Source organism: Limnohabitans sp. TEGF003, from assembly GCF_055395455.1.
In genome coordinates, this window is the sequence record NZ_AP029225.1 from 2820804 (window position 1) to 2845194 (window position 24391).

Sequence of the window (24391 nt, forward strand, 5' to 3'; positions counted from 1 at the left end):
ACCTGCGAATGCAGGTATCCAGAAGTCATGGACACCCGGTCAAGCCGGGTGTGACATTGGGGGGTCAGATTTCGATCTTGGAGCCCAGCTCGACCACCGCGTTGGTCGGCAGGTTCAAGAACTCGGCCGCAGCGCTGGCGTTGTGGTGCATTTGGGCGAAGAGTTTTTCGCGCCAAGTGGCCATGCCGCCGCCGATGGTCGGGATCACGATGTCGCGTGACAGGAAATAGCTGGTCATCATCGGGTCGAGCTGGTAGCCCTCGCCTTCGATGGTGGCCAAGGCCGATGGCAGGTCCGGGTTGTCCTTGAAGCCGTAGTTCACGATGACCTGCCAGCAGTCGTGACCCAGCGGGGTCACTTCCAGGCGCTGCTGGGCATCCATGCGCGGCACTTCGTGGCTGCGCACCGTCACAAACAGGTTGCGCTGGTGCAGCACCTTGTTGTGCTTGAGGTTGTGCAGCAAGGCATTGGGCACATTGCCCGGCTCAGCCGTCAGGAACACGGCCGTGCCCTCGACCCGTGTGGGCGGGGCGACGAAAACCGCCTCTAGAAAATCATTCAGCTTGAGCGCGTCGGAGCGCAGTGACTCATTGAGCAAGCTGCGACCATCGTGCCAGGTCAGCATGAGGGTGAACACCGCCGCGCCGATGAGCAGTGGAAACCAGCCGCCGTCGAACAGCTTGAGCAGATTGGACGCCCAGAAGGCCAGATCGACCACAAAGAAAAAGCCAGTGGCCCCGATGCACAGCGCCAGCGGCAGCTTCCAGGCGTAACGGATCACGAAGAAGGTGAGCACGGTGGTGATGAGCATGTCGGTGCACACCGCAATGCCATAGGCTGCGGCCAGATTGCTGGACGACTTGAACATCACCACAGCCAGCACGATGGCCGTGAACAGGCCCCAGTTCACAAAAGGCATGTAGATTTGCCCGGTGTCGGTTTCGCTGGTGTGCAGCACCTGCAGGCGTGGCAAATAACCCAGCTGGATCACCTGCTTGGTCACGCTGAAGGCGCCCGAGATGAGGGCCTGCGAGGCGATCACCGTGGCCATGGTCGCCAGCCCCACGAGTGGCAGCAAGGCCCAGTCCGGAGCCATCATGAAGAAGGGGTTTTTCACGGCCTCGGGCTCGGCCAGCAGCAATGCACCTTGGCCAAAATAGTTCAAGGTCAGGCACGGCATGACCACGCTGAACCAGGCCAGGCGGATGGGCTTTTTGCCAAAGTGCCCCATGTCGGCATACAGCGCTTCGCCGCCTGTGACACACAGCACGACCGCACCCAAGATGATGAACGTGGTGCCGGGCTCGTTCCACATGAAGCCCAGGGCATAGTGCGGGCTGATGGCGAACAAGATTTCGGGGTGGTGCACGATGTGTGACACGCCCAGCACCGCGATGGTGACAAACCAGACCAGTGTGATGGGGCCGAAGAATTGGCCGATCCCGGCCGTGCCACGCTTTTGCACCCAGAACAGCCCGAACAGGATCACCAGCGTCAGCGGGATGACATATTTCTTGAAAGCGGGGGAGATGACCTCCAGGCCTTCGACTGCCGACAGCACCGAAATCGCCGGGGTGATGACGCCATCGCCATAAAACAGGCAGGTCCCGAAGATGCCCACCACCAACAGCACTTTGCGCAGCTGGGGCCGGTCTTTGACCGATTGCGAAGCCAGAGCCAACATGGCCACCAAACCGCCTTCGCCGTGGTTGTCGGCGCGCAGCACCAGCACCACGTACTTGACCGACACGATGGTGGTCAGCGTCCAGAAAAAGATGGAGAGGATGCCGTAGACGTTGTCGTGCGTGAAAGGCACATGGCCGGAGCCAAAGACCTCTTTCATCGCATACAGCACGCTGGTGCCAATGTCGCCGTACACGACGCCGATGGCGCCCAAAGTCAATGCGACAAGAGAAGAGCGGGTGGAAGACACAGGCAATGACCTGACGCGGGTCAAGCCGGATGACATACAAGGGCGCTATTTTGCGCCCGATTTCAGGCCCGTGTCACCGTCTCTTTGGGGATTTTGTTGCAGCGCAGCAACTTCAGTCGTACACCTCGGCTTCAGGGTCGGTGGCTTCGAGTTCGTAGCTGGCCGCCAGCATGGCCAAACGGCCAATCACGCCATACATGTAAAAGCGGTTGGGCACGCTGGCCCCGGGTTTGACGCCCGGCTGGGGCAGGTGGGGGGTGTCGGCAAAGGCCAAAGGCACAAAACTTGCGCCTGGGGCGTTCAGGTTTTCGTCCACACCGCGCTCGGCGTGGACACGGTAGAAACCACCCACCACATAGCGGTCCATCATGTAAACGACGGGTTCGGCCACGGCGTCGTTGATGCGCTCGTTGGTCAGCACGCCTTCCTGGATGATCACGTCGTTGACGGTCTGGCCGTCCTTGATGACATTCATCTTGTTGCGGGTTTTGCGGTTGAGCGCGTCCAGATCGGCCACATCGCGCACCGTCATGATGCCCATGCCATAGGTGCCGTTGTCGGCCTTGACCACCACAAACGGCTTTTCGTTGATGCCGTATTCCTTGTACTTGCGCTTGATCTTGGTCAGCAGCGCGTCCACATTGCTGCGCAAGCAGTCCATGCCCGTGCCTTCGGCAAAGTTGACATCGCCGCACTGGCTGAACATGGGGTTGATCAGCCACGGGTCGATGCCCAGCAGCTTGCCAAAGCGCTTGGCCACCTCTTCGTAGCTCTGGAAATGCTTGGTCTTGCGGCGCACGCTCCAGCCCGCGTGCAAGGGCGGCAGCAGGTATTGCTCGTGCAGGTCTTCCAGAATGCCCGGAGCGCCTGCCGACAGGTCGTTGTTGAGCAAAATGGTGCAGGGGTCGAAATCTTTCAGGCCCAGTCGATGCTTGCTGCGCACCACAGGTTCGAGCGTCACGCTTTCGCCGTTGGGCAACTCGATGGTGGTGGTTTCCTTGATCTCGGGGTTGATCGAGCCCAGGCGCACATTCAAACCCGCCATGTGGAAGATGCGCTGCAGCTGCGCCACATTGGTCAGGTAAAAGGTGTTGCGGGTGTGGTTTTCCGGAATGATCAGCAGGTTTTTGGCCTCGGGGCAGATCTTCTCCACGGCCGCCTGGGCCGCCTGCACCGCCAAAGGCAGCATTTCGGGGGTCAGGTTGTTCCAGCCACCGGGGTAGAGGTTGGTGTCCACCGGGGCCAGCTTGAAGCCGGCATTGCGGATGTCGACCGAGGTGTAGAACGGTGGGGTGTGCTCCATCCACTCCAGCCGGAACCAGCGTTCGATCGCGGGCATGGAGTCGAGGATGCGCTGCTCCAGCTCATTGATGGGGCCGGTCAGGGCAGTGACAAGATGGGGAACCATGGGCGACCTTTATGGGGCTGAAATGACAAAAACAAAAGAATCATATGGGGCCGGAGAACGCCTTTGCAAGCACTGACCGGACAAAAAGCGAGGGGCTTGTGCACCACGCCACAAAAAGACCGGGCTCAGCCGCGGACCTCGCCCTCGCCCAGCACCACGTACTTGAGTGAGGTCAGCCCCTCGATGCCCACCGGGCCCCGGGCGTGGAATTTGTCGGTGCTGATGCCGATCTCGGCGCCCAAACCGTATTCAAAGCCGTCGGCAAAGCGGGTGCTGGCGTTGACCATGACGCTGGCCGAGTCCACCTCGCGCAAAAAGCGCTGGGCGTGCATGTGGTCGCGGGTCAGGATGGCGTCGGTGTGGTGGCTGCTGTAGTGGTTGATGTGGGCAATCGCCTCATCCACACCGTCGACCAACTTGATGCTGATGATGGGGGCGAGGTATTCCTCAAACCAGTCCTGTTCGGTGGCGTCTTTCAGGTTCGCAGCCGGCACCTGACTCAAAATGGCTTTGGCCTTGGGGCAGCAACGCATCTCGACACCTTTGGCCGCATAGATCGCGCCGATTCTGGGCAGGAATTCGGCGGCCACGCCACGTGCCACCAGCAAACTTTCACTGGCGTTGCAAGGGCTGTATTTTTGGGTTTTGGCGTTGTCGGCCACTTTCACAGCCATGTCGATGTCGCACGGATCGTCCACATAGGTGTGGCAGTTGCCGTCCAGGTGTTTGATGACCGGCACTTTGGCCTCGGCACTGATGCGCTCGATCAGGCCCTTGCCGCCGCGCGGAATGATGACGTCCACAAACTGCGGCATGGTGATGAGCTGGCCCACGGCGGCGCGGTCGGTGGTTTGCACCAGTTGCACCGCATCGACTGGCAAACCGCTGTCCGTCAGCGCCTGCTGCACCAGTTGGGCCAAGGCCTTGTTCGATTCAATCGCCTCGGAGCCACCGCGCAAAATGCAGGCGTTGCCGCTCTTGATCGACAAACTGGCCGCCTCGATGGTCACGTTCGGGCGGCTCTCGAAAATCATGCCAAACACGCCAATCGGCACGCGCATCTGGCCCACGCGGATGCCGCTGGGCACCTGTTTCATGCCAATGATCTCGCCAATCACATCGGGCATGGCCGCCAACTGTTCGCACCCTTGGGCGCAAGTCTCCAGCACTTGGGGGGTGAGTTTCAGACGGTCCACCATCGGCTCGGCGAGCCCGGCTGCGCGTGCGCGCTCGAGGTCTTTGGCATTGTCCCGTTGCAAGGCGTCGGTGTTGGCGCGCAACAAGGCCGCCAGATGGCGCAAAGCCTTGTTTTTGGTGGCGGCCGAGGCTTTGGCCATCAGCGCCGAGGCTTTTTTGGCCTGCTGGCCCAAGGCCTGGACGTGTTCGGCGGTGTTCAATTCAGTCATCGGGACATTTTCGCAGATGCAAGCCGGTTTTTTGTAGGAGGCTGCCCCTGCGGCCGAATGTCTGCATGAGCACATTGACACGACTGCGCCAGGCACAACCTTCGGGGCAGGGGCGCGCGCCCACAGGAATCAGGCACCCAGAGGAGCCGTCACACAGAGGAGCCGTCACCCCCGACTCGATCGGGGGTCCATGCCTTCGTTGACCCTGGATACCCGGTCAAGCCGGGTATGACGATAGAGGGCTGGACATGACCATAGCGCGGGCCAGGTGCGGCAACAATGAACCCGCCATGGCCGCGACCGGCCGCATCAACGGACGATGCAAAAGCGCGAAAAGCGCACCGCGAGACGTTGCAAGGCTTGCCAAGGGTCGGTCGGCCAGTCGGGCACTTTCAGGCCTTTGACGATGCCATCCACCTGATGCGCCGCTTGCAGCAAACCGTTCAGACGGGCTTCGGTCATGCGGGGCAGCACGCGTTCAAACAAGCGCTCGCGCGGACCCCACACGCGCTGTTCGCGCAGAGCCAGGGGCATGGGTTTGCCACTGGCGATGGCGTCTTTCACGCGTTTGAGGGCACGGATGTCTTCGGCCAAGGTGTAGTGCACCAGCACGGCGGCTTCGCCCTCGGCCTGCAGGCCGTCGAGCATGCGCTGCACGCGGGCCACCTGGCCCGACAGCACCGACTCGGACAGTTTGAAGACGTCGTAGCGGGCCACATTGACCACAGCCGACTCGACTTGTTCTTGGCTGAGCTCACCGGGTGGATGCAACAAACCGAGTTTTTGGATTTCCTGGTGCGCAGCCAAGAGGTTGCCTTCCACGCGGTCGGCAAAAAACTGCAGGGTGCGCTGGCCTTCTTCGCCCGCCACCACGCGCTGGCCTTGCTGCTGCAGGCGCTGGGCAATCCACTGGGGCAAGGCGTTGCGGTCCACCGGATCGATCTGGATCGACACACCCGAATTTTCCAGAGCGCCGAACCAGGCCCCTTTACGGGTGGCGGCATCGAGGCGCGGCAACAAAAACAGGGTCAAGGTACTGTCGTTGCCTTGGGCTGACGCGGCCAGTTGCTGAATGGCGGTACTGCCCTCTTTGCCAGGCTTGCCCGAAGGCACGCGCACTTCCACGATTTGTTTGTCGGCAAACAGGCTGAGCGAGCCGCCTGCGGCCAGCACTTCGCTCCAGTCAAAGTGGGCGCCCGAGACGGTGTGCACGCTGCGCTCGGTGTAGCCCTGAGATCGGGCCGTTGCCCGTATGGCATCGGCGGCTTCCTGGATCAACAAGGCCTCATCGCCGTGCAGCACATACAGGCTGCGCAAGCCTTTTTGCAGGTGCGCAGACAACTGAGGAAGGGCCAACTGCATGGATGCGCTCAATCCCGGCGCATCAAGGCCGGGTTGCCGGATTGGACGAGGCCTCTGGCGCAGGCGCTGCTGCGGGCGCTGCCGCACCCGTCGGCTTGGGCAGGCTGCGCGGCTTGACCGCCGACAAACGGCGCATGATCTGCTGCACGATGTCGGTTTGCATGTCGCGGTACAGAATGCCCATCTCGATTTCTTTGGACAGCGCCGCCGTTTCGTTGAAACTCAAATCGCGTTGCTGGAACAGCTCGACCGGCTCGATCAACTCCACGCCCTGTGGTGTGCGCAGGCGAAAACGCACGCGCATCCGCAGCTGCAACTCACGCACCTGACCCGTCGCACTCACGCCCACCGCCACCTGCTGGCGGTCTTCGCTCAGGATGTCGAGGATCGCATCGGCCTGGAGCATTTGCTTGGGCTCGGTCAAGAGCTCAATGCGCCCCGTGCCGAGCAAGTTGCGCCGCAACTCCACCCCCAAGGGCGAGGTGGTCGAGAAATTCGCATAGAGGGTCTTGAACGCGAAATCGTTGGTTTGGCGCAGCTGAAACCCGCAGCCCGCGAGCCAAACGGGCAAGGTGCCCAAGCTCGCAGCGGTCAAAAAGAATCGGCGTGAGGGTTTCATGGGGTGTGCGCTCTCAAATCACCACATTGACCAGACGACCCGGCACCACGATGACCTTCTTCGGTGCGGCACCTGCGGCCTGCTTGACGAAAGCTTCGCTGGCCAAGGCAGCGGCTTCGATCTGGGCCTTGTCGGCGCTGGCGGGCACCAAAATCGACCCACGCAACTTGCCGTTGATTTGCAGCATCAGCTCGATCTGGTCGCGCGCCAGAGCCGACTCGTCCACCGTAGGCCAAGGGGCGTCCAGCAATTCGCCTGCAGCTTGGGCAAAACCCAGTTGCTGCCAGATTTCGTCGGTGATGTGCGGGCAGGCGGGGTAGAGCATGCGCATCAAGAGCGAGACGCCTTCGCACAAGGCGGCGGTGTCGCCTTGGCTGCCATCGGGCTTGAAGTCTTCCAGCGCGTTGAGCAGCTTCATGCAACCAGACACCACGGTGTTGTATTGCATGCGCTCGTAGTCGTAACCCACTTGCTTGAGCACCAGGTGCATCTCGCGGCGCAAGGCCTTGGCCGAATCGCCCAAAGCGGCTTGGCTCAGGTCCTGAGCCGTGGCCGAGCGCAGCAGCTCGTGGTGCTTGAACGCGAAGTTCCAGACCCGGCGCAAAAAGCGGTAGCTGCCCTCCACGGCCGAGTCGTTCCACTCCAACGTCACCTCAGGTGGCGCGGTGAACATGGTGTACAGGCGCGCCGTGTCGGCACCGTACTTTTCGATCAGGTCCTGCGGGTCCACGCCGTTGTTCTTGGACTTGGACATGGTGCCCACGCCCTCGTAGTCGATGGGCGTGCCCACGGGCAAACGGCCATCGCCGCTGTCGGCTTCGTTCTTGAGCTTGGCACCCACGATCTTGCCCGACTCGTCGAGCACATGCTCCACGTCGTGCGGCCAGAAGTAGTCCTTGCCGCCCTTGGCAGTGCGGCGCGAGTAGATGTGGTTGAGCACCATGCCCTGCGTGAGCAGCTTGCTGAAGGGCTCGTCCACCTTGACCAAGCCCAGGTCTCGCATGACCTTGGTCCAAAAGCGGGCGTAGAGCAGGTGCAGGATGGCGTGCTCGATGCCGCCGATGTATTGATCCATCGGCATCCAGTAATCGGCACCCTCAGCGACCATGGCTTGGTCATTCTGAGGGTCGCAATAGCGCATGAAGTACCAAGACGAATCCACAAAGGTGTCCATGGTGTCGGTCTCGCGGCGGGCGGGCTTGCCGCACACCGGGCAAGTCACGCCCGCGTGGAAGCCTTCGTGCTTGTGCAGCGGGTTGCCCGAGCCGTCGGGGATGCAATCTTGCGGCAGCACCACGGGCAGGTCTTTTTCGGGCACGGGCACCGCGCCGTGCTCGTCACAATGGATGATCGGGATCGGTGTGCCCCAGTAGCGCTGTCGGCTCACGCCCCAGTCGCGCAAACGCCAAGTGGTCTTCTTCTCGCCCAAGCCTTTGGCGGCGAGCAGCTCGGCGACTTTGCTGACGGCAGCTTTTTGCGTCAAACCGTCGAGTTCGCCGGAATTGATGCAAATGCCGTCTTTCAATCCATAGCGCTCATGCCACTGGCCTGCATCAAAGAAGCGCCCGCCGACCTCTACCAATAATTCGCCAGTATGAGCATCACGCAACTCGCGGTGAGCATGGCCGCTGACGTTGTCTTTGTACTCATGAACAACCACTTCGTCGTTTCTTGCAACAACTGGCTTGATCGGCAACTGGTACTTGAGGGCAAACGCAAAGTCGCGCTCGTCGTGCGCGGGCACGCCCATCACCGCGCCGTCGCCGTAAGACATCAGCACATAGTTGCCCACCCAGACCTCGACCTTCGCTCCGGTCAGGGGGTGCGTGACGAACAAGCCCGTGGGCATGCCTTTTTTCTCTTGTGTGGCCAGCTCGGCTTCGGTGGTGCCGCCGGTTTTGCACTCTTCCAAAAACGCCGCCAACGCGGGCTTGCTCGCCGCAGCGTGCAGCGCCAGCGGGTGCTCGGCCGCCACGGCGCAGAACGTCACGCCCATGATGGTGTCGGCGCGGGTGGTGAACACGTACATCTTGCCGTCGCCAATCAAGGCACCGGTGGCATCTTTGATGTCGTGTGGGAACGCAAAGCGCACCCCCTCAGACTTGCCGATCCAGTTTTCCTGCATCAGCCGCACTTTGTCAGGCCAGCCGTTGAGGGTGGCCTTGTCGTTGCCGATCTGCACATGGTCCAAAAGCTCTTGCGCATAGGCGGTGATGTTCAGGTAGTACCCCGGGATCTCGCGCTTTTCAACGGGGGCACCCGTGCGCCAGCCTTTGCCGTCGATCACCTGCTCGTTGGCCAGCACGGTCTGGTCCACCGGGTCCCAGTTCACCACCTGGGTCTTGCGGTAGGCGATGCCTTTTTCCAGCATCTTCAAGAACAGCCACTGGTTCCACTTGTAATAGGTCGGGTCGCAGGTGGCGACTTCGCGTGACCAGTCGATGGCCAAGCCCATGGCCTGCATCTGCTTTTTCATGTACGCGATGTTCTCGTACGTCCACTTGGCCGGGGGCACGCCGTTCTTCAAGGCGGCGTTTTCGGCGGGCAAACCAAACGCGTCCCAGCCCATGGGCATCAGGACGTTGTAGCCCTTCATGCGCAGGCTGCGCGTGAGCATGTCGTTGATGGTGTAGTTGCGCACATGGCCCATGTGCAGCTTGCCGCTGGGGTAAGGCAGCATGGAGCAGGCGTAAAACTTCTTTTTGCTGGCGTCTTCGGTCACGCGGTAGGCATCGCGGGCGGTCCAGCGGGACTGCGCAGCAGGTTCGACTTCGAGGTGGTTGTACTTGTCTTGCATAGCCTGCGATTGTAGAGGGGCGGGGTGTGGGCTCGGCACATGGCGACAAGCCCTTGGCAGGCATTCGGCCGCAGGGGCGGCCTCCCACAAAAACCAGGCAACCCCCTCTCTTGTGGGAGCGAGCCCCTGCTCGCGAATGGCAGCCCTGCCACTGCAAACATTCGGCCGCAGGGACGGCCTCCCACAAAGTCAGGCCAAGGGTGTGAAAACTCAGCGCGTGAGCGCCGGGGTTGTTTGCGCCACAAAACCGATGCGCGACAGACCGGCTTTTTGGGCCAGGCCCATGGCCTCCACCACCCGGCCGTAAGGCACCGACTGGTCGGCGCGAAGCTCCAGCTCGGTATCGGGGTTACGCCGGGCAGCTTCCGACAGGCGCTGGCGCAAGGCTTCAGGGGTGATGGGCTGGTCGTTCAAGAACAAGGCCCCCTGGGCGTCCACCACCAAAGACACCGCCTGCGGGGCTGCGCCCGACTGTCCGCCCTCGCTTTGGGGCAGGTCCAGGCGAATGGCGCTGGTCATCAAGGGGGCGGTCAGGATGAAAATGACCAGCAAAACCAGCATCACGTCCACCATGGGGGTGACGTTGATCTCGCTCATGGGGGCGTCCGGCTTGCGGGTTTCCAGGCGACCGAAGGCCATGGCTCAGTCCTGCGGGTCGGCCAGCAAGCCACGCAAATCGTGGGCAAAGCCTTCGAGTTCGGCCTCGATCTGGTTCACTTTTCGGCCCAACAGGTTGTAGCCCAACACCGCCGGAATGGCCACGGCCAGCCCGGCAGCGGTCATGATCAGGGCTTCGCCCACGGGTCCGGCCACCTTGTCGATGGTGAGCTGTCCGGCTTCGGCCATGCCGGTCAAGGCATTGAAGATGCCCCAAACGGTGCCCAAAAGACCCACAAATGGCGAAATGGAGCCCGCTGTGGCCAACCAGACCTGGCCCCATTGCAAACGGCGCACCACGCCCTGCAGGGCATCGCGCAAGGCACGGGTCAGTTGTTGGCGGCGGGCACCTGCTGAAGCCAGGGTGCCGCCCACCGGGAGCAAGGTGGCTTCCAGCAGGGGGGTGATGCAGGCGTCGCGGTCAAACTGGGCCACGCGCTGCTGGGCCTGGTCCAGGCCCGGGGCCTGCCAGAACGCGGCCACGCTGCGGCGCACATCCAGGCCCACGCGCGCGAGCAAGCGCCATTTCCAGACCATGACCACCCAACTGCCCACCGAAAGCGCCAGCAAAACCAGCGCCAGCACACGGCTGACCCCATCGCTGTGCAACAGAAAGTCGTGGAGGCTCATGGGTGCCAGGCTGGTCAGCGCAAATTCAACACGTCAAACATGTCAAACAGGCCGCGCTGCTGGGTCGCCAGATAACGCACTGCACGCAGGCTGCCTTGGGCGTAAGTGGATCGGCTGGAGGATTTGTGCGTGACTTCGATGCGCTCGCCAATACCGGCAAACAGCACCGTGTGGTCGCCCACGATGTCGCCACCCCGGATGGTGGAAAAACCGATGGTGGAGGGGTCGCGCTCGCCCGTGTGGCCATAGCGCTCGTAGACGGCGCAGTCTTTCAGGTCGCGGCCAATGGCCTCGGCAATGACTTCACCCATCTTGAGGGCCGTGCCCGAAGGCGCGTCCACCTTGTGGCGGTGGTGGGCTTCGATGATTTCGATGTCGTAGCCCGTGGACATGGCTTGCGCGGCCATTTGCAGCAACTTGAGCGTGACGTTGACGCCCACGCTCATGTTGGGGGCCATCACGATGGCAATGTCTTTGGCGATTTCAGCGATTTCGGCTTTTTGCGCGTCGGTGAAGCCGGTGGTGCCGATCACTGCCTTGACGCCCAGTTCACGGCACACCTGCAAATGGGCCAGCGTGCCCTCGGGGCGGGTGAAGTCAATCAGGCAAGCGGCATCCTTCAGGCCCGCCCGCAGGTCGGAGGTGACGCGCACGCCACTGGACTGGCCCAGCGGCGCGGCGGCATCTTGGCCCAAGGCAGGACTGGCGGCCATGTCGAGCGCGCCTGCCAGACGGCAATCGCCGGAGGCCAGGATGGCTTCGATGAGCATGTGGCCCATGCGGCCAGACGCGCCGGCAACGGTGATGGGCAAGGGGGTCGATGGGGTCATGTGATGGATGGAATGAAAGGTACGCGCCATCGGGCGTGCTGCCCGAACAAGGGCCCATCAACGGGGTGTGGGCTCCAGAGGAGGGTAAGTCGCAGGCAGCGGCGCAGTGCGCGGCGCATCGTCAGCCGCCTTCGGTGCGGGGAACTTTTTCAGGTCTTCTTCGCTGGCCTGCAAGTTGGGCACGCTGGCGGCTTTGCGCTGGACCACCAGGCGCTCGACAAATTCGGACTCGCTGGGCAGGTCACCGCCTTCCACCGACGAGACCACATCGTCTTTGAAGTAGACGGTGAGCTGGAAACTTTGGGGTGGCACACCCTGGCGGCGGATGCTGAAGGCGTAATCCCAACGGTCGGCATGGAACAGGCTGGTGACGAGGGGGGTGCCCAAAATGTCGCGGACCTGCGCCCGTGGCATGCCCGTGGTGATCGCCTGGCGCTGCTCTTTGGAGACAAAGTTGCCCTGCACCACCTCGGGGACATAGGGTTTGAAGGTGTCGCTGGTGAAGCTGGCCATGTTGGCGCAACCGGCCAAACTGGCGCACATGAAAAGCATGGCCAGGCGTGTGCCTGTCACGGAAAAAGTCAGGGATGCTGTCATGGTTGAGGGCTGGCCGATATGATCGGGTCATTGTAGCGGCAGCTACGCGCCCACACCGGCTTTGCCTATCCCGACACCCCTTCACATGACCCAAATCGACGAACTGAAAAACAATGGTCTGAAGGCCACGCTGCCACGCCTGAAGATCCTGGAGGTCTTTCAGCGCGGGCAGCAACGGCACATGACGGCCGAGGACGTGTTTCGCCTCCTGTTGAGCGAGAACACCGACATCGGTCTGGCCACGGTGTACCGGGTGCTGATGCAGTTTGAGCAGGCGGGCATCCTGAGCCGCAACCACTTTGAGAGCGGCAAAGCCGTTTACGAACTCAACGAAGGTCAGCACCACGACCATATGGTGTGTCTGGACTGCGGTCGGGTGGAGGAGTTTTATGACCCGGAAATCGAGTCCAGGCAACAAGCGGTGGCCGAAGCCAAAGGTTTTGTGATCGCCGACCACGCCCTGAGCCTGTACGCCCACTGCACCCAAAAGCCTTGCCCGCACCGCCAGGGTTGAGCAGGCCGGGCGTCCTCAATCCATCGCCCGGCGCTGGCGCTCGATGAATTCCTGGTAGGTGTCGATGCCGCGCATCTGCAAGATGGTGTTGCGCACAGCGGCCTCGACCAACACCGCGATGTTGCGCCCCGCCACCACCTGGATGACCACTTTGCGCACCGGAATGCCCAGCACATCCTGCACCAGCGGTTCGGAAGGCAGGCGCTCGTAATCCCGCTCCAGCGTTTCACGGCGCACCAGGTGAACAATGAGCTTGAGCCGCATCTTGCGGCGCACCGCGGTCTCACCAAAGATGGCACGGATGTCCAGCAGACCAATGCCGCGCACCTCCAGCAGGTTTTGCAGCAGGTCGGGGCAGCGCGCCTCGATGGTGGTCTGGTTGATGCGGTACAGGTCCACCGCGTCATCGGCCACCAGACCGTTGCCGCGCGAAATCAGCTCCAGCCCCAACTCGCTCTTGCCCAAACCGGACTCACCCGTGATCAACACGCCCATGCCCAAAATGTCCATGAACACGCCGTGCATGGTGGTGCGGTCGGCAAAATGCTTGGACAGGTAGGCCCGCAGCACATCGATGACAAAGGCCGACGAGTGCTCGGTCGAGAACATCGGGATCTGGGCCCGCTCGCACATGGACAGCAGGGCTTCGGGAGCCGTCTGGCCATCGGCCAAGACCAGCACCGGGGGCTCCAGCGTCACGATGCGGGCAATCCGGCGCGCACAGTCATCGGGCGTGGAGTTGGTCAGGTAAGCCACCTCGCGGGGCCCCAGAATCTGCACACGGTAGGGGTGGATGTAGTTCAGGTAACCAACCAGGTCGGCGCCCGATCGGGCTTCGCGCACAGCGACTTCATCAAAGCGTCGCTCCGAAGCGCCCAGACCGGCCACCCATTGCCATTTGAGCTTGCCGCGATGGTCCTCGAACAGGACATCGGCACTGATGACGCTGGGCTTCATCGCAAAAACCTCGAAAAAAGGAGGGTCAGACCGTCTGGGTAGACTGCCACTGGGCGATCAGCTGGTGCAGGTCCTGCTGGACGGTGCTGTTCTTGATGTTTTCACGCAAAGCGGTGTCGCTGAGCAATTCAGCGATTTCGGACAGGATTTCCAGGTGCTTTTGGGTGGCGGCTTCGGGCACCAGCAAAAAGATCAACAGGTTGACCGGCTGTTCGTCAGGGGCGTCAAAGCCAATCGGCTGCGCCAGCTGGAACACGGCGGCCATGGGCGCTTTCAGGCCCTTGATGCGGCCGTGCGGAATGGCCACACCATGACCCAGCCCCGTAGAGCCCAACCGTTCACGGGCAAACAGGCTGTCGGTCACCAAAGCACGGGACAAGCCGTGGAGGTTCTCAAAGAGAAGTCCGGCTTCTTCGAATGCGCGTTTCTTGCTGGTGGCTTCCACCCCAACAAGAACCTGGGCAACGGGCAATATGGATGAGAGGCGATTCATGGTCGAGGCCGGATTATGCACCTTGCGCGGGCACCCCGGTCATGGGGCCTGAAAGCCGGGCGACATGGGCGGTGTTTGCGCCTCTGAACAGGCTGGGCGCCTGCATGAAAAAGGGCCACAAGCTTGTGGCCCTGTTGTGAGCGAAACATTCACCCGATCACATCATGCGCTTGGGCGCGCTGTGGTGATGGTCTGTGATGCGGTCCTTGTGCTTGACGACCTGACGGTCCAGCTTGTCCACCAGTTCATCCACAGCGGCATACAAATCTTCGTGAGCGCTTTCTGCAAACAAGTCGTTGCCCTTGACGTGGATGTTGCATTCGGCGCGTTGGCGTTTTTCTTTTTCCTTCTGCTTTTCGACGGTCAGCAGCACTTTGACATCGACCACTTGGTCAAAGTGCCGGGTGATCCGGTCGAGCTTCCCCGTGACGTACTGACGCAATGCCGGGGTCACTTCCAGATGGTGCCCGCTGATGGTTAAATTCATAGTCGTCGCCTCCATGATTCAGGGTATGAAAAGCCCCGCTGAAGCGGGGCTCCGAAACCACCTGTGGGGGTGGTTCGACCCCACTATGCGCCGCACCCCAGCGAAATGCAAGACGCCAACAACTAAACCTGTAACGTCGGCTGGCTTTGCACCCAAAACCCGTTTTCAGTGCTATTGTTCGATTTGAAGCCCAAGAACAAGCGGGCATTTCAGGCCTGACAGTTCAAATCGCAGCGGTCGGCGCCCCATGCAGACGCAAACGCCCAGCCAGCCAGGCGCTGATGATGCTGGCCAACACCCCCAACAAACCCGCCACCCAATACCCAGTGAGCTGTCCTTGCGCATCTCGCCCAATGATGAGCCCGGCCACCAGCGCCGCGAAACCCATGGCGGCCGACTGAACCGCCGAATTCAGGGTCATGAAGGTGCCGCGCAAACGCGGCTCCACGGCCGATGAAATCATCGCCATGCCCGGAATCATGCGCCCGCTCATGACCGTGAAAAACAAAGTCGACACGGTCAGCAAACCCCACAAGGGCAAGCCTTGCGTGAGCGTGGTGGCCATCAGCGGCACCGTCACTGCCAAAGCCAGTCGCTGGAACACCCGGACCTTGCCCACCCGGTCGGTCAGCCGCCCGAAATAACGGGCACTGAGCAAAGTGGCCACCCCACCGCACAGATAAATCCAGGGCACTTCGGCGGTCTGCATCCCGGCGTTGGACTGCAGGTAAATGGTGATGTAGGGGATGACGGTGAACGCCGCAAACATCATCAGGGCCGACACCCCGAAGGCCTTGAGGTGGTTGACCTCGGCCAGTACCTGGCCAATGCCGCGCCAGACACTCACCCGCTCAGGGTGGTGCAAATGCGCATCCAGCCGGGGCAAGGTTTGCCAGGCCCCCAAGGACAGCAGCCCCACCAGCGCGGCGATGCCAAAAAACGGCGCATGCCAGCTCAGGTGCGCCGCCAAAAACAGCCCCAGCGGCACCCCCGCCACGGTGGACACGGAAAACGAGGTCATCACCACGCTCATGGCGCGGCCACGCCGCTCAAAGGGGATCACATCGGCCACGATGGTCTGCGACAAAGCCGACAACACCCCGCCAAACAAACCAGCGGCCACGCGGGCCACCATCAGCCAGACATAGTCGGGCGCCAGACCACACGCCAGGGTGGCCAGACCAAACAAGGCGTACATGACCAGCAACAGGCGCTTGCGGCTGAAGCGGTCGATGTAGGTGGCCGCCATCAGGCCGGACAGGCCCGCCGACAAGGTGTAGGCCGAGACCAGCAGACCGAACTGGGCGTTGCTGATGCCGAACAAGGCCGTGAACTGCGGCCCCAGCGGCATCATGATCATGAAATCGAGGATGTGGGTGAACTGGATGCCAGCCAGCGTGAAGAGCAGCCAGCGCTCACGCCGTGGGGTCAAATATGGGGTCATGGAACAATGCCGTTGAATGGTCTGAATCTAACACCCGCAGCCCCCAGAGCCTCTGTCCAACTTCACATGCCCATGGACCCCGTGACGCCCACCCCGCCAAAATCAGCCCTTGAACAAGCCCTCTCGCCCCCCCCGCAGCCCGTGATGGGGCTGGTGCTGATGGGTGGCGGAGCGCGCACCGCTTACCAAGCCGGGGCGCTGCAGGCCATCGGCCAACTGCTGCGCCGCACAGCGGGGCCATCCCCCGCTTTTCCATTCCAGGTGCTGGCGGGCACCTCGGCCGGGGCCTTGAACGCGACTTTTCTGGCCAGCAAGGCGCTGGACGGTCTGGCCGGCCTGGACGATCTGGCCCATTTCTGGACCCGGATCCGCACGGAGGCGGTCTACCGCCTGCCCCAAACCCCGCTGGACAAATTCAGCCGTTGGGCCACCGCGGTGGGTTTGCTGCGCTCTGTCCGCGCCCATGCCGCCGCCATGGACAGCCTGGCCCTGGTCAACACCTTGCACCAGGCGATCGCCCTGGAGCGGATCGACACCGCCTTGCACAGCGGCGTGCTGCAGGCCCTGGCGGTCACCGCGTCGAGCTATTCGAGCGGTGTGCACTGGACGTTTTGCCAGACCCGGGATGGCCAGCCCATTCCATGGAGCCGTCCAGGCCGCCGTGCCGAGCAGCAACCCATCACCATCGAGCACCTGATGGCGTCCAGCGCCATCCCCTTCATTTTCCCGTCCACCCCGCTGTGGGTAGACGGTGGCATGGAGTATTTCGGGGATGGCTCGATGCGGCAAATCTCACCCTTGTCCTCGGCCGTGCACCTCGGGGCCGACCGGATCTTGGCGATTGGCGTGAGCCAACCCCAACGGGCCAGCCTGGTGGCACCCGCCCGCGCCACAGGACGCCCCTCGCTGGGCACGATCGCTGGCCACGCCATGGCCAGCGTGTTCCACGACACGCTGGAGGCCGATGTCGAGCAGATCAGCCGGATCAACCAGGCCCTGGACAGCTTGCCCGAGGCGGTACGTGCAAGCCTGCCCCTGCGCCCGGTGCAGGTGCTGACGCTGCAGCCCAGTGCCTCGCTCGACGCCTTGGCGCAAGCGCACGCCCACACCCTGCCCCGACCCATTCTGCGGGTACTGGAGGGTCTGGGTGCATTGCGCGGCAGTGGCGCGGCCCTGGCCAGCTATTTGTTGTTCGAGCCGGCGTTCATCGCCGCGCTGATGGCCTTGGGCCAGGCGGATGTGCAGGCCCGCGCCGATGACATCCTGGCTTTTCTGGCCCCCGCAGGGGCACATCCGGTGCGATAATCCGCCGATTCATTCTGGAGACACATTGCCGTGGAAACTACCCCGAGTCGGTAGCTTTCGAACGCGCTGAGCACCCTGCCCATCGTTCGAAAGCTGCAGAAAACCCCCTTCGCCGCCCCTTTGAACTTTTGGCACCTGGCCATTTTTCGGATTCGCCATGCTCAACATCTTCACCCTCGCCAATGGCCGCCTCTTCCAGGAAGAGATCGAGTCGCTGGAAGAACTCTCCCGCTTCCAACCCATCTGGGTCGACCTGGAGTCGCCCACGCTGGAAGAAAAACGCTGGATCAAACAGTACTTCGGCCTGTCCATCCCGGAAGACGCGATGGACGAGGACATCGAGGAATCGGCCCGCTTCTACGAAGAAGACAACGGCGAGCTGCACATCCGCTCCGACTTTTTGATCGCTGACGAAGACGAGCCGCGCACGGTACGCTGCGCCTTCATCCTGAACCAGCACAACGCCGACCTGAAAAGCCAGGGCGTGCTGTTTTCCATCCACGACGAAGACGTGCCGGTGTTTCGCCTGCTGCGGATGCGGGCGCGCCGCGCCCCCGGCCTGATCGAAGACGCCAAGGAAGTCCTGCTCAAGCTGTTCGATGCCGATGCCGAATACTCGGCCGACACGCTCGAAGGCATTTACGACCAACTCGAAACCGCCGGTAAAAAAGTGCTGTCGGGCGACGTGACCGACGCCATGGCCGGTGAAGTGCTGGGCGCCATCGCCCGACAGGAAGACCTGAACGGTCGCATCCGCCGCAACGTCATGGACACCCGCCGCGCGGTGAGCTTCATGATGCGCTCGAAGATGCTCAACGCCGAGCAGTTTGAGGAAGCCCGCCAGATTCTGCGCGACATCGACTCGCTCGACTCGCACACGGCGTTCCTGTTCGACAAGATCAACTTCCTGATGGACGCCACGGTTGGTTTCATCAACATCAACCAGAACAAGATCATCAAGATCTTCTCGGTGGCCAGCGTGGCCTTGCTGCCGCCCACCTTGATCGCCAGCCTGTACGGCATGAACTTCCAGTACATGCCCGAGTTGTCGCAAAAATGGGGCTACCCCTATGCGCTCGCCTTGATGGCCGCCAGCGCCGTGGTGCCCATGTGGTACTTCCGCCGCCGGGGCTGGCTCAAATAAGACCGGCTCAAGCGGGCTGGCGACGGCTCAGCCACTGCGACAAAATCGCCAGACTGTAACGGCTGGCCACTTCGCGGATGAAGCGCTGAAAGTCGGTGTGCGCTGCGTCGTCCGCCCGGTCCGAGATGGTGCGCACCGCCGCAAAGGGCACGCCGTAATCGTGGCAGACCTGCGCCACCGCTGCGCCCTCCATCTCCACCGCCAAAGCCTCGGGCAAAGCCTGCCGCAAGGCCTGACTTTCGGCCGAGGTCGAGACAAAGCGGTCACCACTGATGACCAGACCCTGGTGCACACGCGGCGCGTTCAGCGCAAATTCGGCCAATGTTCCTGCGCCCAGATGTTGCCCTGCATGGGCCAACACCTGCTGGCTGGCCGCGGCCAATTGGGCCGACAGGCCCGCATCGGCCTCAAAATAGGCACGGCCGTACAGTGGCACCTCATGGCGCGGGAAGAGCGGCGAAGCGTCCATGTCGTGCTGCAGCAAACCCTGGGCCACCACCACATCGCCCACCCGCACATCGGCACCCAGGCCACCCGCCACGCCGGTGAACACCAGGGTGTCGGCGGCAAAGCGTTCCAGCAGCACTGTGGCGGTGGTGGCTGCAGCCACCTTGCCGATGCGCGAAAGCACCGCCACCACCGAGTGGCCTTGCCAATGGCCGACCCAAAAGTCCCGCCCAGCCACCTGAACGCGCTGCTCATCGGGCATGGCCGCCAACACCGCCGCCAGTTCTTCGTGCATGGCACTCATGATGCCGATCACCGCCATGGATCACCCCTTGTTCAATGACTCCAAGTCAAACGGCCACCCGTGAACGGGTGGCCGCTGCGCCCTGTACAGGGGCCTTGGCCCCACAGTGCTCCGGTCAGGCCTTGGCCCGCAACTCGCGGCGCAGGATTTTGCCCACCGGCGTCTTGGGCAATTCGTCGCGGAACTCGATCACACGCGGCACCTTGTACGCCGTCATGTTTTCGCGGCAGTAAGCGATGATCTGCGCCTCGGTCAGCGCCGGATCTTTGCGCACCACCACCAGCTTGACCGCTTCGCCGGTTTTCTCGTCCGGCACGCCAATGGCCGCGCATTCGAGCACGCCCGGACAAGCCGAGGCGACTTCCTCCACCTCGTTGGGATAGACGTTGAAACCGCTGACCAAAATCATGTCCTTCTTGCGGTCCACGATCTTGAAGTAGCCACGCTCGTCCATGGTGCCGATGTCACCCGACTTGAAATAACCGTCGGCAGTCATGACCTTGGCGGTTTCGTCAGGGCGTTGCCAGTAACCCGCCATCACCTGCGGGCCCTTGATGGCGATCTCGCCCGGCGTGCCAAGCGTGGTGATTTCGTGGCCATCGTCGTCGAGCAGCTTCATGAAGGTGCCGGGCAAGGGCACCCCGATGGTGCCGGTGAACTCGGTGCTGGTGGTCGGGTTGCAGCTGGCCGAGGGGCTGGTCTCTGACAAACCGTAACCTTCGCAAATCGGGCAGCCGGTTTTCTCCAGCCAGAGCTTGGCCACATTGGGCGTCACGGCCGTGCCCCCGCCCAAGGACACCTTCAGGTTGGACCAGTTGACGGTGCCGAAATCCGGGTGGTTGGCCAGGCCGTTGAACAAAGTGTTCACCGCCGGGAAGCTGTGGAAGGTGTGCTTGGACAATTCCTTGAGCACGGCGGGCAAGTCACGCGGGTTGGGAATCAGGATGGTCTTGCCGCCCATGCGCAGGCTCAGCATCATGTTCACCGTGAAGGCGAAGATGTGGTACAGCGGCAATGCGCACACCGCCGTGGGTTGCTCCCCGGCGGGAATGCGCTTCATGACGGGCTCGTTCCAGGCCTCGGACTGCAGCACGTTGGCGATCACATTGCGGTGCAACAGCACCGCCCCCTTGGACACACCCGTGGTGCCCCCGGTGTACTGCAGCACCGCGATGTCGTCGGCCGACAGCTCGGGTTTGCGGAAGGCTTGTTGACGGCCTTTGGACAAAGCGTCGTTGAAACGCACCGCCTGCGGTAGCTGAAAAGCCGGCACCATTTTCTTGACGTTGCGCACCACGTAGTTGACCAAGGCCCCCTTGAGCAGGCCCAGCCGGTCACCCATGGCGGCCAGCACCACATGCTGTACCGGAGTTTGGGCGATGCACTTTTCCAGCGTGGCGGCAAAGTTCTCGATGATCACGATGGCCTTGGCCCCCGAGTCCTTGAGCTGGTGCTCCAGCTCACGGGCGGTGTAGAGGGGGTTCACGTTGACCACCACCAGACCCGCACGCAAAATGGCCGCTACGGCCACCGGGTATTGCGGCACATTGGGCATCATGATGGCGACACGGTCGCCTTGGCTCAGACCCAGCGACTGCAGGTAAGCCGCCATGGCCAGACTGTCACGGTCGGTCTGGGCAAAGCTGAAATCCTTGCCCATGAAACTGTAGGCCGGACGGTCTGCGTATTTGGAAAAACTCTCTTCAAGCAAGCCCACCAAAGAGCTGTACTGGGTGGGATCGATGTCGGCTGGAACGCCTTCGGGGTAACTCTTGAGCCAAACGGGGTTCAGGTTCATGTGGGGTTCTCCTGCGGGCCAGTCTACCTCACAACTGACGGCTAACTGACTCGCAGGGGTACTGGATTTCCCGAGGTTGCAGGCCGCTTGCAGCGCGCCCATGACGCCGTGCCCAGCTCGGGCCTGAAGACACCGGTTGGTAATACGTGGGCACCCAAAAAACAAGGGGCCCGAGGGCCCCTTGTGCATGCTGCGACAAGCAGCCGGTCAGCCTTTGAGGGCCACCAGCACCTCGTCGAGCATCTTTTTGGCGTCGCCAAACAACATGCGGTTGTTGTCCTTGTAGAACAGGGGGTTGTCCACGCCCGCATAACCGCTGGCCATGGAGCGCTTCATCACGATGCTGGTGCGCGCCTTCCAGACTTCGAGCACAGGCATACCGGCGATCGGACTGGTCGGGTCATCCTGCGCAGCAGGGTTCACGATGTCGTTGGCACCGATGACCATGACCACGTCGGTGTCCGGGAAGTCGTCATTGATCTCGTCCATTTCCAGCACGATGTCGTAGGGCACCTTGGCCTCGGCCAGCAGCACGTTCATGTGGCCGGGCATGCGGCCCGCCACCGGGTGGATGCCAAAGCGCACGGTCACGCCCTTGTCGCGCAGGGTCCGGGTGATCTCGTTGACGGTGTGCTGGGCCTGGGCCACGGCCATGCCGTAGCCGGGCACGATGATCACGCTCTTGGCGTCACGCAGCAGCTCAGCGGTGTCGCTGGCGCTGACGGGCACCACCTCGCCTTGCGGCTCGGCTGCGGCACCGTCGGCCTTGGGTGCAGCGGGTGTACCGCCACCAAAGCCACCCGCGATCACGCTGATGAAGTTGCGGTTCATCGCGTTGCACATGATGTAGGACAGGATGGCACCCGAAGAGCCCACCAGAGCGCCGGTCACGATCAGCAAGTCGTTGCCGAGCATGAAACCGGTGGCCGCCGCGGCCCAGCCCGAATAGCTGTTGAGCATGGAGACCACCACCGGCATGTCGGCGCCGCCAATGGCCATGACCATGTGAACACCGAACAGCAGCGCGATCACGGTCATGACGATCAGCGGGGTCATGCCGCTTTGCACGTCGTGCGCGTTGACAAATTCACGGCCAAACCAGACCACGACCAAGAGACCCGCCAGGTTGAGCCAGTGGCGCGCAGGCAGCAAAAGCGGCTTGCCACCGATCTTGCCGTTGAGCTTGCCAAAAGCGATGAGCGAGCCCGAGAACGTGACCGCGCCGATCAGGATGCCGATGTAAATCTCCACTTCGTGGATGGTCTTCTCCACCCCGGTGTACTGGATCGAGGTGTCCACGTAGCTGGCAAAGCCCACCAAGCAAGCGGCCAGGCCCACCAGGCTGTGCATGAGCGCCACGAGTTCGGGCATCTGGGTCATCTTGACGGTTTTGGCCGCATAAAGGCCAATGCCACCACCGATCACCAAGGCCGCCACGATCCAGGGCACGCCTGCGGCGGCCACACGAGGGCCCACGATGGTGGCGAGCACGGCCAGCGCCATGCCAACGACGCCGTAGAGGTTGCCTCGGCGCGAGGTTTCCGGGTTGGACAGGCCACCCAGGCTGAGGATGAAGAGGATGGCCGCGCCAATGTAGGCGACCGTTGCCAAGCTAGAGGTCATGAAGGTCTCTTTTCTTTATTCGATCAGGTCGTTACTTGCGGAACATGTCGAGCATGCGGCGGGTCACGGCAAAGCCACCAAACATGTTCACGGCCGTCAGCACAATGCCGGCAAAAGCCAGCCACTGGATCAGCTGGTCAGGTCGTCCGTTGGTGCCCGCCTCGGGCGGCAGGATCTGCACCAGCGCACCGATCACGATGATGCTGGAGATCGCATTGGTCACGCTCATGAGCGGCGTGTGCAGCGCAGGCGTCACGTTCCAGACCACCATGTAGCCGATGAAGCAGGCCAGCACAAACACGGTGAAGTGGCCGAGGAAAGCCGCCGGGGCATACGCGCCAATGGCCCAAAAAGCCAAGGCCCCCAGACCGAACACCATGGCCAGCGTTTTGACCGGCATCGGGCCGCTGCTGCCGTGGCCGTGAGCGCTTTTCTTTTCAGCAGCGGCCACCGGCTTGGCGGCGGGCTTGGGTGCGGCCGCGGGCAGCGGCGGCGCGGGCCAGGTGATTTCACCGTCCTTGATGACCGTCAGGCCCCGGATCGCGTCGTCCTGCATGTTGACGTTGATGACGCCGTCCTTGGTCTTGCACAGCTCTTCCGTCAGGCGGAACAGGTTGGTGCCGTACAAGGTGGACGACTGGCGCGCCATGCGCGAAGCCAGGTCGGTGTAACCCACGATGGTCACGCCGTGCTTGACCACGGCCTTGCCGGGCTCGGTCAGTTCGCAGTTGCCGCCTTGCTCGGCGGCCATGTCCACGATGACGCTGCCGGGCTTCATGCTTTGCACCATCTCGGCGGTGATCAGCTTGGGCGCGGGCTTGCCGGGAATCAGCGCGGTGGTGATGATGATGTCCACCTCGCGGGCCTGCTGCGCGTACATCTCGCGCTGCGCGACCTGGAAGCCCTCGCTCATGACCTTGGCGTAACCGCCACCGCCCGAGCCTTCTTCTTCGTAATCCACCTTGACGAATTCACCGCCCAGCGACACGACCTGGTCGGCCACTTCGGCACGGGTGTCGTTGGCGCGCACGATGGCACCCAGGCTGGCGGCCGCGCCGATGGCGGCCAAACCGGCCACACCCGCACCGGCGATGAAGACTTTGGCCGGGGGCACCTTGCCCGCGGCGGTGATCTGGCCGTTGAAGAATCGGCCAAAGGCGTTGGCTGCCTCGACCACGGCGCGGTAGCCGCTCACACCTGCCATCGAGGTCAGCGCGTCCATCTTCTGGGCACGGCTCAAGGTGCGCGGCAATGCGTCGATCGACAGCGCCGTGACCTTTTTGGCCGCGAGCTGCTGCATCAAGTCGGGGTTTTGCGCGGGCCACAAAAAGCCGATCAGGGTCTGGCCTTCGTGCATCAACGCGACTTCGTCGGCCGTGGGGGCACGCACCTTGAAGACGATGTCGCTGCCGCTCCACAAGGCCGCGGCGTTGGGCGCGACTGTGGCACCGGCTTCGACATAGGCCTCGTCAGACAGGTCGGCCAGCGCACCCGCCCCCTGTTCCACCACCACCTCAAAACCGAGTTTGACCAGTTTGGTCACCACATCGGGCACAGTGGCCACCCGTTTTTCACCGGGGTATATCTCTTTGGGCACGCCTATGCGCATGGTTTATCTCCTGGAAATGATGAAATC

General features: G+C 62.4%; 21 protein-coding genes. 3 read left to right on the forward strand and 18 right to left on the reverse strand.

The annotated features are described in order from the left end of the window. Nucleotides 1–64: 64 nt before the first annotated feature. The 10 genes from ACZ5RT_RS13325 to ACZ5RT_RS13370 form a co-directional block, all read right to left on the reverse strand. Nucleotides 65–1933 carry a potassium transporter Kup gene (locus tag ACZ5RT_RS13325; RefSeq protein ID WP_108427363.1) on the reverse strand — a complete coding sequence of 623 codons (1869 nt, stop codon included), beginning with the start codon at nucleotides 1931–1933 and terminating at the stop codon, nucleotides 65–67. Nucleotides 1934–2045: 112 nt separating this feature from the next. Beyond that, the gene (gene gshA, locus ACZ5RT_RS13330; protein ID WP_108427299.1) at nucleotides 2046–3341 is read right to left on the reverse strand and encodes a glutamate--cysteine ligase; all 1296 of its coding nucleotides are present in this window, start codon (nucleotides 3339–3341) and stop codon (nucleotides 2046–2048) included. Between the two features lie 125 nt (nucleotides 3342–3466). After that, the gene (locus ACZ5RT_RS13335) at nucleotides 3467–4747 is read right to left on the reverse strand and encodes a glutamate-5-semialdehyde dehydrogenase (protein ID WP_422169682.1); all 1281 of its coding nucleotides are present in this window, start codon (nucleotides 4745–4747) and stop codon (nucleotides 3467–3469) included. 309 nt (nucleotides 4748–5056) lie between these two features. After that, entirely contained in the window at nucleotides 5057–6109 is a 1053-nt protein-coding gene (gene holA / locus ACZ5RT_RS13340) for a DNA polymerase III subunit delta (RefSeq protein ID WP_464452795.1), read from the reverse strand. 22 nt (nucleotides 6110–6131) lie between these two features. Beyond that, nucleotides 6132–6728, reverse strand: coding sequence for an LPS-assembly lipoprotein LptE (locus ACZ5RT_RS13345; RefSeq protein ID WP_464452796.1), 597 nt, complete (start codon nucleotides 6726–6728; stop codon nucleotides 6132–6134). Nucleotides 6729–6741: 13 nt separating this feature from the next. Next, nucleotides 6742–9525, reverse strand: coding sequence for a leucine--tRNA ligase (gene leuS / locus ACZ5RT_RS13350; RefSeq protein ID WP_464452797.1), 2784 nt, complete (start codon nucleotides 9523–9525; stop codon nucleotides 6742–6744). Nucleotides 9526–9735: 210 nt separating this feature from the next. Next, nucleotides 9736–10164 carry an ExbD/TolR family protein gene (locus ACZ5RT_RS13355; RefSeq protein ID WP_464452798.1) on the reverse strand — a complete coding sequence of 143 codons (429 nt, stop codon included), beginning with the start codon at nucleotides 10162–10164 and terminating at the stop codon, nucleotides 9736–9738. 3 nt (nucleotides 10165–10167) lie between these two features. Further along, a complete protein-coding gene (locus ACZ5RT_RS13360) occupies nucleotides 10168–10812 on the reverse strand; it encodes a MotA/TolQ/ExbB proton channel family protein (protein WP_291927709.1) in 645 nt (214 codons plus the stop codon). A 14-nt stretch (nucleotides 10813–10826) separates the two neighbouring features. Beyond that, entirely contained in the window at nucleotides 10827–11642 is an 816-nt protein-coding gene (gene dapB, locus ACZ5RT_RS13365; protein ID WP_464452799.1) for a 4-hydroxy-tetrahydrodipicolinate reductase, read from the reverse strand. Between the two features lie 57 nt (nucleotides 11643–11699). Further along, complete coding sequence (locus ACZ5RT_RS13370) at nucleotides 11700–12239, reverse strand: outer membrane protein assembly factor BamE (RefSeq protein ID WP_291927703.1); 540 nt, start codon at nucleotides 12237–12239, stop codon at nucleotides 11700–11702. 85 nt (nucleotides 12240–12324) lie between these two features. Between ACZ5RT_RS13370 and fur the strand changes: the two genes are divergently transcribed. Next, the gene (fur, locus tag ACZ5RT_RS13375; RefSeq protein WP_108427290.1) at nucleotides 12325–12753 is read left to right on the forward strand and encodes a ferric iron uptake transcriptional regulator; all 429 of its coding nucleotides are present in this window, start codon (nucleotides 12325–12327) and stop codon (nucleotides 12751–12753) included. Nucleotides 12754–12768: 15 nt separating this feature from the next. On the opposite strand, the gene hprK is transcribed toward fur, so the two are convergent. The 4 genes from hprK to ACZ5RT_RS13395 all read right to left on the reverse strand — a co-directional run bounded on the left by hprK (nucleotide 12769) and on the right by ACZ5RT_RS13395 (nucleotide 16134). Continuing rightward, the gene (hprK, locus tag ACZ5RT_RS13380; protein WP_291927700.1) at nucleotides 12769–13710 is read right to left on the reverse strand and encodes an HPr(Ser) kinase/phosphatase; all 942 of its coding nucleotides are present in this window, start codon (nucleotides 13708–13710) and stop codon (nucleotides 12769–12771) included. A gap of 25 nt (nucleotides 13711–13735) precedes the next feature. Then, on the reverse strand, nucleotides 13736–14203 hold the full coding sequence (locus tag ACZ5RT_RS13385) for a PTS sugar transporter subunit IIA (protein ID WP_464452800.1): 468 nt from the start codon (nucleotides 14201–14203) through the stop codon (nucleotides 13736–13738). Nucleotides 14204–14360: 157 nt separating this feature from the next. Then, on the reverse strand, nucleotides 14361–14690 hold the full coding sequence (gene hpf / locus ACZ5RT_RS13390; protein WP_019429675.1) for a ribosome hibernation-promoting factor, HPF/YfiA family: 330 nt from the start codon (nucleotides 14688–14690) through the stop codon (nucleotides 14361–14363). Between the two features lie 223 nt (nucleotides 14691–14913). After that, complete coding sequence (locus ACZ5RT_RS13395; protein WP_464452801.1) at nucleotides 14914–16134, reverse strand: MFS transporter; 1221 nt, start codon at nucleotides 16132–16134, stop codon at nucleotides 14914–14916. Between the two features lie 66 nt (nucleotides 16135–16200). Between ACZ5RT_RS13395 and ACZ5RT_RS13400 the strand changes: the two genes are divergently transcribed. Together ACZ5RT_RS13400 and corA are read left to right on the forward strand one after the other, a co-directional pair. Beyond that, nucleotides 16201–17439 (forward strand): patatin-like phospholipase family protein, encoded by a 1239-nt coding sequence (locus ACZ5RT_RS13400; protein ID WP_233249455.1) that lies wholly within the window; start codon nucleotides 16201–16203, stop codon nucleotides 17437–17439. A gap of 157 nt (nucleotides 17440–17596) precedes the next feature. Beyond that, nucleotides 17597–18583, forward strand: a complete 987-nt coding sequence (gene corA / locus ACZ5RT_RS13405; protein ID WP_291927687.1) for a magnesium/cobalt transporter CorA — start codon at nucleotides 17597–17599, stop codon at nucleotides 18581–18583. A 7-nt stretch (nucleotides 18584–18590) separates the two neighbouring features. Here corA and ACZ5RT_RS13410 read toward each other — a convergent pair whose 3' ends face one another. The 4 genes from ACZ5RT_RS13410 to ACZ5RT_RS13425 form a co-directional block, all read right to left on the reverse strand. Then, on the reverse strand, nucleotides 18591–19352 hold the full coding sequence (locus ACZ5RT_RS13410; protein ID WP_464452802.1) for a 5'-methylthioadenosine/adenosylhomocysteine nucleosidase: 762 nt from the start codon (nucleotides 19350–19352) through the stop codon (nucleotides 18591–18593). 97 nt (nucleotides 19353–19449) lie between these two features. Continuing rightward, complete coding sequence (locus ACZ5RT_RS13415) at nucleotides 19450–21132, reverse strand: long-chain-fatty-acid--CoA ligase (protein WP_464452803.1); 1683 nt, start codon at nucleotides 21130–21132, stop codon at nucleotides 19450–19452. A gap of 207 nt (nucleotides 21133–21339) precedes the next feature. Continuing rightward, nucleotides 21340–22755, reverse strand: coding sequence for a Re/Si-specific NAD(P)(+) transhydrogenase subunit beta (gene pntB / locus ACZ5RT_RS13420; RefSeq protein ID WP_464452804.1), 1416 nt, complete (start codon nucleotides 22753–22755; stop codon nucleotides 21340–21342). Nucleotides 22756–22786: 31 nt separating this feature from the next. Beyond that, nucleotides 22787–24364, reverse strand: a complete 1578-nt coding sequence (locus ACZ5RT_RS13425; protein WP_464452805.1) for a Re/Si-specific NAD(P)(+) transhydrogenase subunit alpha — start codon at nucleotides 24362–24364, stop codon at nucleotides 22787–22789. Nucleotides 24365–24391 lie beyond the last annotated feature (27 nt).

Coding starts and splice junctions, on each gene's coding strand:
- gshA (WP_108427299.1), bottom strand. CDS start 3,341: ATGGTTCCCCATCTTGTCACTGCCCTGACCGGCCCCATCAATGAGCTG.
- ACZ5RT_RS13335 (WP_422169682.1), bottom strand. CDS start 4,747: ATGACTGAATTGAACACCGCCGAACACGTCCAGGCCTTGGGCCAGCAG.
- holA (WP_464452795.1), bottom strand. CDS start 6,109: ATGCAGTTGGCCCTTCCTCAGTTGTCTGCGCACCTGCAAAAAGGCTTG.
- ACZ5RT_RS13345 (WP_464452796.1), bottom strand. CDS start 6,728: ATGAAACCCTCACGCCGATTCTTTTTGACCGCTGCGAGCTTGGGCACC.
- leuS (WP_464452797.1), bottom strand. CDS start 9,525: ATGCAAGACAAGTACAACCACCTCGAAGTCGAACCTGCTGCGCAGTCC.
- ACZ5RT_RS13355 (WP_464452798.1), bottom strand. CDS start 10,164: ATGGCCTTCGGTCGCCTGGAAACCCGCAAGCCGGACGCCCCCATGAGC.
- ACZ5RT_RS13360 (WP_291927709.1), bottom strand. CDS start 10,812: ATGAGCCTCCACGACTTTCTGTTGCACAGCGATGGGGTCAGCCGTGTG.
- dapB (WP_464452799.1), bottom strand. CDS start 11,642: ATGACCCCATCGACCCCCTTGCCCATCACCGTTGCCGGCGCGTCTGGC.
- ACZ5RT_RS13370 (WP_291927703.1), bottom strand. CDS start 12,239: ATGACAGCATCCCTGACTTTTTCCGTGACAGGCACACGCCTGGCCATG.
- fur (WP_108427290.1), top strand. CDS start 12,325: ATGACCCAAATCGACGAACTGAAAAACAATGGTCTGAAGGCCACGCTG.
- hprK (WP_291927700.1), bottom strand. CDS start 13,710: ATGAAGCCCAGCGTCATCAGTGCCGATGTCCTGTTCGAGGACCATCGC.
- ACZ5RT_RS13385 (WP_464452800.1), bottom strand. CDS start 14,203: ATGAATCGCCTCTCATCCATATTGCCCGTTGCCCAGGTTCTTGTTGGG.
- hpf (WP_019429675.1), bottom strand. CDS start 14,690: ATGAATTTAACCATCAGCGGGCACCATCTGGAAGTGACCCCGGCATTG.
- ACZ5RT_RS13395 (WP_464452801.1), bottom strand. CDS start 16,134: ATGACCCCATATTTGACCCCACGGCGTGAGCGCTGGCTGCTCTTCACG.
- ACZ5RT_RS13400 (WP_233249455.1), top strand. CDS start 16,201: ATGCCCATGGACCCCGTGACGCCCACCCCGCCAAAATCAGCCCTTGAA.
- corA (WP_291927687.1), top strand. CDS start 17,597: ATGCTCAACATCTTCACCCTCGCCAATGGCCGCCTCTTCCAGGAAGAG.
- ACZ5RT_RS13410 (WP_464452802.1), bottom strand. CDS start 19,352: ATGGCGGTGATCGGCATCATGAGTGCCATGCACGAAGAACTGGCGGCG.
- ACZ5RT_RS13415 (WP_464452803.1), bottom strand. CDS start 21,132: ATGAACCTGAACCCCGTTTGGCTCAAGAGTTACCCCGAAGGCGTTCCA.
- pntB (WP_464452804.1), bottom strand. CDS start 22,755: ATGACCTCTAGCTTGGCAACGGTCGCCTACATTGGCGCGGCCATCCTC.
- ACZ5RT_RS13425 (WP_464452805.1), bottom strand. CDS start 24,364: ATGCGCATAGGCGTGCCCAAAGAGATATACCCCGGTGAAAAACGGGTG.